Origin of the sequence: Seonamhaeicola sp. NFXS20 (genome assembly GCF_049132085.1) — a bacterium.
Lineage (GTDB): Bacteria > Bacteroidota > Bacteroidia > Flavobacteriales > Flavobacteriaceae > Seonamhaeicola.
On record NZ_JAFMPU010000005.1, the window covers coordinates 146110 to 156629 of the forward strand.

Here is a 10520-nt window from a genome sequence, read left to right on the forward strand (position 1 = left end):
TATTAAAACCAATTTTCTTTTAGGCAACTTGCCATAGCTGTACGTGCTCTATGAATAATTACCCAAAGGTTAGACGCTGTAATATTAAGTTCATTACAAATAACTTCGGTTTCAAACCCTTGTATTGTTTTCATTTTAAAAATTTCAGCTTGCTTTTTAGGGAGCTTATCTAAGCAGTTATAAATGGCCTCTCCAAGTTCACTGTTTTGCATAGTGTCTTCTGCAGTTTTGTCGTAGGGGTCTGCAACACGCTCTTCTAACCAATCGCCTTCAGTTTCGTCGTCCTTATAATTAATTCTAACTTCGGCTTTTCCTTTATTAGAATTAATTTTTCTATAGTGGTCAATAATTTTTCTTTTTAAGATAGATATTAGCCACGTGCGTTCACTAGCTTCTCCTTTAAAGTTTTTCATTGACTTTAAGCCCGCTAAAAAAGTATCTTGTACTAAATCTTGAGCTACTTCTTTGTCACTAACTCTTGTAATGGTGTAGTTGTACAAGTAATCAGAATATAAATCGATCCATGTATTTGGATTAATTTGATGGTTGGGCATTGTCTATACAATTGTTATATAATATCAAAAATACATGATTTTTTTCATTTAAAATTCATATTGACTAGATGAATAAAATTATGATAGATAAATATATGTTTTTAAGCGCTTTTTATTTTAATAATCCAGCACGTTTTAATAGGGCTTCTGGTTTTGGTTCTTGTCCTCTAAAACGTTTGTAAAGCGTCATAGGATTTTCTGTACCTCCTTGAGATAGCACGTTATTTTTAAATTTACTGGCTACTTCCTTGTTAAAAATACCAGCTTCTTTAAAATATTCAAAAGCGTCTGCATCTAAAACTTCTGCCCATTTGTAGCTGTAGTAACCAGAGGAATAACCGCCTTGAAAAATATGTGCAAAAGCAGTACTCATACAATTATTTTCAACATCAGGATATAATTTAGTGCTGCTGAAAGCCTTAGTTTCATGAGCTTTAACAGAAGTAATTTGTTCTGGGTTTGGGTTAGCATGCCAACTCATATCTAATAAACCAAAACTTAATTGACGTAAGGTTTGCATACCTTCATTAAAGGTGGCCGATTCTTTAATTTTTTTAATTAAGTCCATTGGAATCAATTCACTAGTTTCATAATGTTTTGCAAATAACTCTAACGCCTCTTTTTCATAACACCAGTTTTCCATTATTTGGCTTGGTAATTCTACAAAATCCCAATAGACACTAGTTCCAGATAAACTTGGATAAGAGGTGTTGGCAAGCATACCGTGTAAAGCATGACCGAACTCATGAAAAAGGGTAGTAACTTCATTAAAAGTTAAAAGTGATGGTTTACTTTTTGTAGGTTTGGTGAAGTTACATACAATAGATACGTGTGGTCTTGAGTTTTCTCCGTTTTTTATATACTGAGGCTTAAAAGACGTCATCCACGCACCGTTTCTTTTTCCTGGTCTAGGGAAGAAATCTGCATAAAAAATAGCTATAAAGTCACCGTCAGTATTGGTAACTTTATAAGTCATAACATCTTCATGATATTTATCAATAGTGTTAATTTCTTCAAAATTTAAATCGAATAATTTATTAGCAACGGTAAAAGCGCCATCAATTACATTTTCTAGTTTAAAATAGGGTTTTAATAGCTCATCATCTAAACTAAAAAGTTTTTGTTTTAGTTTTTCAGAATAGTAAGCTCCATCCCACTTTTGAAGTTCATCTATACCATCAAGTTCTTTTGCAAATTCGCTTAAGTTTTTAAATTCTTTTTTGGCAGCAGGTTTTGCTTTTTCTAATAATTCATTTAAAAAACTTTCAACGTTTTCTGGTGTTTCTGCCATGCGTTCTTCTAATACAAAATGAGCATGGGTTTTGTAACCTAAAAGGTTTGCACGCTCATGGCGTAATTTTACAATTTCAAGAACAATGTTTTGATTGTCTAAATCATCATTTTTAAAACCTTTGCTTCCGGCTGCAAGTGTTATTTTTTTTCTTAATTCTCTGTTGTCTGCATAGGTTATAAAGGGTATGTAGCTTGGGTAGTCTAAGGTAAATAGCCAGCCTTCTTTTTGTTTAGATTCGGCTAGTTGTTTTGCTGCTTCTTTAGCACCATCGGGTAAACCCGATAAATCATCTTCATTGGTAATAAGCATTTCAAACTTGTTGGTTTCGGCAAGTAAGTTTTCTCCAAAGGTTAGTTTTAGTTTGCTTAATTTTTTATCTATTTCTCTGAGTTTTTCTTTTTTGTCTTCAGGAAGGTTAGCGCCATTTCTAGAAAAACTTTTATATTTTTTATCTAAAAGAGTTTTTTGCTCGGTAGTTAAGTTTAATTTGTTTTTAGAGTTATAAACTGCTTTAACACGTTTAAACAACTTTTCGTTTAAAGTAATGTCATTACTAAATTCTGATAATAATGGAGAAACCTCTTGAGCTATTTTTTGAATAGTTTCATTGGTTTCGGCAGAGTTTAGGTTGAAAAATATACTAGAAATTCTATCTAACTGTTCACCTGAAAATTCTAAAGCTTCAATAGTGTTTTTAAATGTTGGTGCTTCTGGGTTATTTGTAATACTGTCAATTTCGGCTTTAGCTTTATTTATGGCCTCTTTAAAAGAAGGTAAAAAGTAGTCGTCTTTAATTTTTGAAAATGGAGCTGTATTGTATGACGTTTTGAAAGGATTTAGTAATATGTTGTATGACATTGTTATGTTTTGTGAAGAATATGTTAAAATTTAAAATTTGTTATGCGCACATAATATATTTCGTATATATTTGCCACTTGAATTTTTAAGAGTGACTAACTCATAAGAATTATATGTTAATAGCTAGAAAACCTCGAGTATACTCGAGGTTTTTTTATTGTAAATCTTTTGCAGATTGGTTTACTTTTATTTTAAGACCTTCTTTATAGGCTATAATTTTGTCTAATACACATTTATCTGAAGTTGCAATAATTTGCGCTGCTAAAATACCAGCGTTTTTTGCGCCATTTAAAGCAACTGTAGCAACGGGAACACCACCGGGCATTTGTAAAATAGATAAAACAGAATCCCAACCATCAATAGAGTTGCTGCTTTTTACAGGAACTCCAATAACAGGCAGTGGAGAAAGAGAAGCTATCATACCTGGTAAATGAGCGGCACCACCTGCACCAGCAATAATTACAGCAAAACCTTTGGTATGAGCGTTCTTGCCATAATCAAATAGTTTTTCTGGTGTACGGTGAGCAGAAACAATATCTACTTCAACTTCTATATCAAATCCTTTTAAGATGTCTATAGCATCTTGCATAACAGGAAGATCACTTTTACTTCCCATAATTACGCCTACTTTGCTCATAATTATTTGCTTATAACTTTAATAGATTTTTTCACTTCTTCTGCAATACGTCTTGCTTCATTTAGGTCTTCATTTACAATGGTAACGTGTCCCATTTTTCTAAATGGTCTGGTTTGTTGTTTTCCATAAATATGTGGCGTAACACCATCCATTGCCATAATGGTTTCAATGTTTTTGTAAACTACATTACCTGTGTAACCTTCGGCTCCAACCAAATTTACCATAACGCCACCAACTTTACTATCGGTTCTGCCTAGGGGCAAATCTAAAATGGCTCGTAAATGTTGTTCAAATTGAGACGTGTAACTCGCTTCAATAGTTTGGTGACCAGAGTTGTGAGGTCTTGGAGCAACTTCATTTACTAAAATATCATCATCTTTTGTTTGAAACATTTCAACAGCCAATAGCCCTACATGATTAAAGGCTTTTGAAACTTTTAAGGCTATGGCTTCAGCTTTTTTAGCTATATTTTCATCAATTCTGGCAGGACAAATGACATATTCAACTTGGTTGGCTTCTGGGTGAAATTCCATTTCAACAACAGGATAGCTTTTAGTTTCACCAGAAACATTTCTAGCAACAATAACTGCCAACTCATTTTTAAAAGGCACTAAGTTTTCTGCAATACACTCAACATTTGGTAACCCTTGTAAATCTTCAATAGTTCTAACAATTTTGACCCCTTGTCCGTCATATCCAAATTGTGCACTTTTCCATACAAAAGGCAAACTTAATCCACCATGATTTATAGCTTCTTTAATTTCTGAAGTATAGGCGAAACGAGAAAAAGGTGCAGTAGGAATATCGTTATCTACATAAAATAGCTTTTGTTTTGCTTTGTTTTGAATGGTTCTTAGCGTTTTAGATGAAGGATAAACTTTTACACCTTCCTTTTCTAAATCTTCAAGAGCATCAACATTTACATTTTCTATTTCAATGGTTAAAACATCTACTTGTTTGCCAAAATTGTAAACAGCATCATAATCCATTAAATCTCCAAGCGTAAATTCATTACAAGCAATTTTACATGGCGCTTCATTACTCGAATCCATTACAGAAGTGTTTATATCAAATTTTCTGGTGTTATAAAGCAACATTTTACCTAATTGCCCACCACCAAGGATGCCAAGTTTAAAGTTAGAAGAAAAGTAGTTCATTCATACTGTTTTTTACAGAAACTGTTTTAAAGTAATGCAAAAGTACATGAATTTTTTCATTCCTATATTCATAAAAATAAATGAAAAAAATCAGGCTTTAACGAAGTAATTACCCCTCTAAAATAAAATTTTGTGTTTTCTGAAATAGAATTTAGTTTCTTACAGAAAAAAATACACTTAAATATGAAATTTGGTTAGAAAAGATAAATCAAAAAATGGTATTACTTAATCTATTGATTATCTTTGCATTTTTAAAACAAGTTTAGGGTGATAAAATTACATGATAAATATTTTAAGCCTTTTATTTCTGCAGCAGAAATAGATAAAGCCATTGATAAATTAGTAACTGAAATTGCTAACGATGTTGGAGATGAAATACCCGTATTTGTGGGTATTTTAAATGGGTCTTTTATGTTAACAAGTGATTTTGTTAAAAAATACCCCAAACCTTGCGAAGTACAATTTATTAAGTTAGCATCTTACGAAGGTTTAAAATCTTCAGATGACATTCAAAGGTTAATAGGGCTTACACAAGATCTTACAGGAAGAACTGTTATTATTCTTGAAGACATTATTGATACAGGAAAAACCTTAGCAGAAGTACATCGTATTTTTGAACATGAAAAAGTGAAAACGCTTAAAATAGCAACGCTTTTTTACAAACCCGAAGCATATAAAAAAGATTTTAAACTACATTATATAGGTATTGAAATTCCAGACAAATTTATAGTTGGTTACGGACTAGACTATGATAATTTAGGAAGAGATTTACCAGAAGTATATCAAATAAAAGAAACACAACACATGACAAATTTAGTGCTATTTGGCCCTCCAGGAGCAGGAAAAGGAACGCAAGCAGAATTTTTAAAAGAAAAATATAATTTAGTACACATTTCAACAGGAGATGTTTTTAGATTTAATATTAAAAACGAAACTGCTTTAGGAATGTTGGCTAAATCTTATATAGATAAAGGAGAGTTGGTGCCAGATCAAGTTACTATTGATATGTTAAATGCAGAGGTTGAAAAAAATACCGATGCAAATGGATTTATCTTTGATGGTTTCCCACGTACCAATGCACAAGCCAAAGCATTAGATGAATTAATGGATACAAAAGATTCTGAAATTAGTGCCATGGTAGCTCTTGAAGTTGATGATGAGGTTTTGGTTAAACGTCTTTTAAAAAGAGGAGAAACTAGTGGTAGAGCAGATGACGCAGATGAATCTATTATTAGAAACCGAATAAAAGAATACTACAGCAAAACAGCCATTTTAAAAGATTATTATTCTGCACAAAATAAATACTTTGGTGTTGATGGCGTAGGAAGTATAGAAGATATAACAGTACGTTTAAGTAGTGTTATAGATAAATTATAGTTGGTTGCGTTTATTTGTTTATTCGTATAGCTTAAAAAAAATCGAATAAACAAATCCACGAATTAACAAATAAACACAATAATGACTGAAGGTAATTTTGTTGATTACGTAAAGATTTATGTAGCGTCTGGAAACGGAGGTAAAGGGTCTGTACATTTACACCGTGAAAAATATATAACCAAAGGCGGACCCGACGGGGGTGATGGTGGTCGTGGAGGGCATGTAATTCTTAGAGGAAATTCTAACCTTTGGACACTATTCCATTTAAAGTTTAAAAAGCATATTAGAGCCGGTCATGGTGGTCATGGTAGTAAAAGTCGAAGCACTGGAGCCGATGGTGAAGATGTTTATATTGATGTGCCTTTAGGAACCGTAGTTCGCGATACTGAAACCAATGAAATTATTTTAGAAATAACTGAAGATGGCGAAGAGCAAATAATTGCTGAAGGTGGTAAAGGTGGCTTAGGAAACTGGCATTTTAAATCGGCTACAAACCAAACACCACGTTATGCACAACCTGGTTTACCTTTAGAAGAAAAGTACATTACTTTAGAATTAAAAGTATTGGCAGATGTTGGTTTAGTGGGCTTTCCAAATGCCGGGAAATCTACGCTACTTTCTGTAATTACGTCTGCAAAACCAAAAATAGCCGATTACGAGTTTACTACCTTAAAGCCTAATTTAGGTATTGTAGAATATAGGGATTTTCAAACCTTTGTAATGGCCGATATTCCAGGGATAATAGAAGGTGCTGCAGAAGGGAAGGGGCTAGGGCATTACTTTTTACGCCATATTGAAAGAAATTCTGTCTTGTTATTTTTAATTCCTGCAGATGCTGAAGATATTAAGAAGCAATACGACATTTTATTAGATGAACTAAGGCGTTATAATCCTGAAATGCTAGACAAGGAAAGACTTATTGCTATTTCAAAAAGCGATATGTTAGATGATGAACTTAAGGCAGAGTTGAAACAAGAATTAGACAATGAACTCCCAATACCTTATTTGTTTATTTCTTCGGTAGCACAACAGGGAATTCAACCGCTAAAAGATGCTTTATGGAAAATGTTAAATGATTAAGCATTTAAAATCGTTCTAAAATCCAATCTTTTATTATTGCCAAAGCAGTTAAAGAAAATGTTTCTTCTATAGTTTTGTATTCGCTTACAAGCCCTGTTTCTGCTGTTTGAAATAAATGATTTAATCCTTCTAATTCCTTAATTGTAACATCGGGGTTTTCTTTTAAAGCAGATTCAATACCACCTAAATTTAATTCTGGTAAAACTTGTAAATCCTTACTACCATTAAGAGCTAAAACGGGGCATGTTACTTTTTTTAAGTAATCTTGAGGGTTGGTTTTAATAAATGTGCACATCCATTTGCTTTTTCCCATTCCAGAAACTTGATTTATTAATGCATCTGTAACATATACCGAAAACGGACTTTTATCCTTAACTAATTGTTCTTTAAAAGCAGTTAGAGAATCTTTTGCTTTGGCTTCAACTTTACTAAAATCATTTTCTGTAATTATAACATCATATAGTTTGTTGGTTAGTGATTTGTTAAATTCTAGTACAGTTTGAGTTGCACCAGATTTTTTAGCCATTGCCCACGCCTGAGATTCTAAAACTTCGCGTCCTAATACTCCAGTGCCAGCAAGAAGAACATTAAAGGAAACATCATTATTTCTAGAGGTTACTATGGGGGCAATTAAACCGCCTTCGCTATGACCAATTAATCCTATTTTAGATTTTTCAAACTCCTTTCTACTTTTAATATAATTAATGGCAGTTTCAACATCTGTAGCAAAATCAAAAGATGTGGCATTTTCAAAATCTCCTTCAGATTTTGCGGTACCTCTATCGTCATATCTTAAAACAGCAATACCATTATTTGTTAAAAAATCGGCTAACACTAAAAATGGTTTATGCCTAAATAATGTTTCATCTCTGTCTTGCGGTCCAGAGCCACTAATTAAAATAGCAACGGGTGGTTTTTTGTTGTTTTTAGGAATTGTTAAAGTACCAGCAAGTTTAATACCATTAGCTTTGTTGTTAACAAAAGAAACTTCTTCTACAATATAGTTAAACGGTTTTTTGGGTTCTTGAGGGCGCTTGTTTTGGGCCGTTATATTTGTAGAAAATAGAATAAATAAAAATAAGTGGAATATAGATTTCATTTCTTTTGGGTGCTAATTAATAAAAGGAATAATTTTTGATTAAATTTAATCAAAAAAAATAACGAAGATGAAATCATTTAAAATTGTATTAATTGTTTTGCTTTTTGTTGGTTGTGCTCCTATTCAAGTAAATTATGATTTTGATAGAACAACAGATTTTTCAAAATATAAAACTTACCAGTATTATGGCGATATGGAGACGGGGTTGAGTGAATTAGATACCAAACGTTTGTTAGATGCCATAGATACAAAAATGGCTAGTTTAGGGTTGACGATTTCTGAAAATCCAGACTTTTTAATTGATATTAGAAGTATTGAATTTCAAGGAACTCCTAGACAAACCGTTGGTGTTGGCTTAGGTGGTGGTGGCCGTAATATGGGTGGCGGTGTATCTATTGGTATTCCTGTAGGAGGTACTAATGTAAACAGGCAAATAACTATTGATTTTGTTGATGAAAACGGTAAGGGGTTGTTTTGGCAAGCCGTTAGTGAGGCTAGTTTTAATGTAAATGCATCGCCAGAAAATAGAGAAGAGCGTTTAAAGGCTATTGCAGAAAAGGTGTTGGCAGGGTATCCGCCTAAATCTTAGAGTTTCACCACTTTTTTGGTGGCAATTAAAACATTATTTGCATAAATATTGGCTAGATAAATTCCAGAATTTAGCTGACTAATATTAATTTTTGAAATAGTGTTTATTGTAGCTGTTTTTACTTTTTTGCCATCAATACTAACCAAATCTACTTTAAAGTTTGATTGGTTTTCGCTTTCAATTTTAAAGTTTAAAAAAGTACTGGTTGGATTAGGGAACATCTTAATTTTAAAACTGTTTTCTTTACTAGATATATCTTCAATTCCTAAAGAAGCATAATTGATGGTCCAGGTTATTGTATGTACATTTATGGTTTCGTAATTGTTAATTCTAACAAGGCTTGTGTTGTCTGTAATTGCAGCTGTAAGTGTGTTTTCACCTTCAGCTAGATTAGTTTCATTTAAAGAAATTTCATCTAAATTATTCGCAAAAACACTATTGTTTAGAGTCCAAACACTTACTAAAGTATTGGGGTTGGGTTTAATTAAATTAAGACTGAAATCAATAGGGAAATTAGAGACTTCAACAGTGCTAGAAATAGGAGTATAACTATCAATAGGAGACACTAATTCATGAATTTTTGCAATGATGCCTTCTTTACAAACCGAGCAGAACCCTTTGTCTATTTTCTCCATAATGCAATTTTGGTGTGGTTTATACCAATCTGCACAGTTTCCAGTATCACAGGTATATTGATAAACACCAACATTGTTTGTGTTTATCCAGTTTTTCCATTTTACTAAAGTTGGGTTGGTTTCTTGAGTCATATTTATGGCTTCGGCTGCCAATTCATCTCCAGGATAATATTCATCTTTTAAATCGAAAAGCGAGTGTCCAATCTCATGCATAATTACATTGTTTCCCCAATCTCCATTGTAAGCCATTGGAAAACTACCGCCACTACCACCGTAATCGGGAGAATTTACCAAAATAAGTCCTACGTCGTAATTTGGCGTATTGTCGGCTAAAACACTAAATATTTTGGCTTCGGTGTTATTGGCACTATAACCATCAACTTCGTAATAAAGTAAATACTCTTTCCCAAAAGCTTCGTAAGTAGCATTAAAATATGTATCTACATAGGTGTTAGTTGAAGGTCTATCGGCACCACTTTCGTTAGATGGTACTTTTATAGCATAAACATTAAAATAATTGGAATAATTTGAAAAAGGAGGCTCTGCAAACATAGTTGAGGTAAAAGTTTGCGCATCTGAAATAAAATTGCTTAACTCACTTTCTTGGTAGCCTTCACTTAAAATAACAAGGTTTATACGTTTATCATCATCACCAGTAATTTTTATGGCTTCTACATCAAAAATTTGGGCGTTTATAATGTTTGTTAGAATTAAAAAGAGATGAATAACAGCCTTTTTCATTTTTAATTCAATTTTGTAGTTATGAGTTCATTTGTGTTTCTTTTGCCTTTGGTGATTAAAAACAAGCTTAAATAATGAGCATTAGGATGCAGTTGTAATTTTAATGAAATAGGAGCTTTTTTTAACACCTGTTTTTGTCTTGAAAATTGAAGAGAGTCATTTAAACTTTCTGTAAATTTTATTAATGGATTAGAAAGGTAATCAACGTGAATTTCTTTGTGATTTTTATCCAATTGAACACATTTAATATCATTAGTTTTGGGCTCGCTTACAAAATTATGGTTTTTAATTTTAACCACACCATCTGTGATTTTCTTATTAATTAAGTTTACAACTTTAAGTTCTCCTTGGTCCTCTATGGTATAATTAATAAATAATAGTTTGGCGTTTTTGGTAATAGGAATGGTGTTGTTGGTAACTTGTTTATGCCCACCGCAAGCCACAAGGAATAATAAAACTAGAGGAAATAATACTTTGAAAGTAAAGGGCCTTTTCATAA

At 32.5% G+C, this 10520-nt stretch carries 10 protein-coding genes; 3 read left to right on the forward strand and 7 right to left on the reverse strand.

Translation table 11 applies throughout. The annotated features are described in order from the left end of the window. Positions 1-2: 2 nt before the first annotated feature. From J1D01_RS09340 to J1D01_RS09355, 4 genes are all read right to left on the reverse strand, one after another. On the reverse strand, positions 3-554 hold the full coding sequence (locus tag J1D01_RS09340) for a sigma-70 family RNA polymerase sigma factor (RefSeq protein ID WP_372935041.1): 552 nt from the start codon (positions 552-554) through the stop codon (positions 3-5). Between the two features lie 112 nt (positions 555-666). Further along, on the reverse strand, positions 667-2706 hold the full coding sequence (locus J1D01_RS09345; protein WP_421150640.1) for a M3 family metallopeptidase: 2040 nt from the start codon (positions 2704-2706) through the stop codon (positions 667-669). A 154-nt stretch (positions 2707-2860) separates the two neighbouring features. Next, complete coding sequence (gene purE / locus J1D01_RS09350; RefSeq protein ID WP_372935037.1) at positions 2861-3343, reverse strand: 5-(carboxyamino)imidazole ribonucleotide mutase; 483 nt, start codon at positions 3341-3343, stop codon at positions 2861-2863. Between the two features lie 2 nt (positions 3344-3345). Beyond that, entirely contained in the window at positions 3346-4500 is a 1155-nt protein-coding gene (locus J1D01_RS09355) for a 5-(carboxyamino)imidazole ribonucleotide synthase (RefSeq protein WP_421150641.1), read from the reverse strand. A 267-nt stretch (positions 4501-4767) separates the two neighbouring features. On the opposite strand from J1D01_RS09355, the gene J1D01_RS09360 reads away from it, so the two are divergent. Together J1D01_RS09360 and obgE are read left to right on the forward strand one after the other, a co-directional pair. Further along, positions 4768-5877, forward strand: coding sequence for an adenylate kinase (locus J1D01_RS09360; protein ID WP_372935033.1), 1110 nt, complete (start codon positions 4768-4770; stop codon positions 5875-5877). A gap of 81 nt (positions 5878-5958) precedes the next feature. Next, positions 5959-6957 carry a GTPase ObgE gene (gene obgE / locus J1D01_RS09365; protein ID WP_372935031.1) on the forward strand — a complete coding sequence of 333 codons (999 nt, stop codon included), beginning with the start codon at positions 5959-5961 and terminating at the stop codon, positions 6955-6957. A 4-nt stretch (positions 6958-6961) separates the two neighbouring features. Here obgE and J1D01_RS09370 read toward each other — a convergent pair whose 3' ends face one another. Continuing rightward, positions 6962-8056, reverse strand: coding sequence for an alpha/beta hydrolase family protein (locus J1D01_RS09370; protein WP_421150642.1), 1095 nt, complete (start codon positions 8054-8056; stop codon positions 6962-6964). Positions 8057-8123: 67 nt separating this feature from the next. Between J1D01_RS09370 and J1D01_RS09375 the strand changes: the two genes are divergently transcribed. Beyond that, positions 8124-8645 carry a DUF4136 domain-containing protein gene (locus tag J1D01_RS09375; protein WP_372935027.1) on the forward strand — a complete coding sequence of 174 codons (522 nt, stop codon included), beginning with the start codon at positions 8124-8126 and terminating at the stop codon, positions 8643-8645. Here the strand turns inward: J1D01_RS09375 and J1D01_RS09380 are convergent. Both J1D01_RS09380 and J1D01_RS09385 read right to left on the reverse strand, forming a co-directional pair. Further along, entirely contained in the window at positions 8642-10021 is a 1380-nt protein-coding gene (locus J1D01_RS09380; protein WP_421150643.1) for a M64 family metallopeptidase, read from the reverse strand. The genes J1D01_RS09375 and J1D01_RS09380 overlap by 4 nt on opposite strands. A 2-nt stretch (positions 10022-10023) precedes the next feature. Further along, positions 10024-10518 (reverse strand): hypothetical protein, encoded by a 495-nt coding sequence (locus J1D01_RS09385; protein WP_421150644.1) that lies wholly within the window; start codon positions 10516-10518, stop codon positions 10024-10026. Positions 10519-10520: the final 2 nt, after the last annotated feature.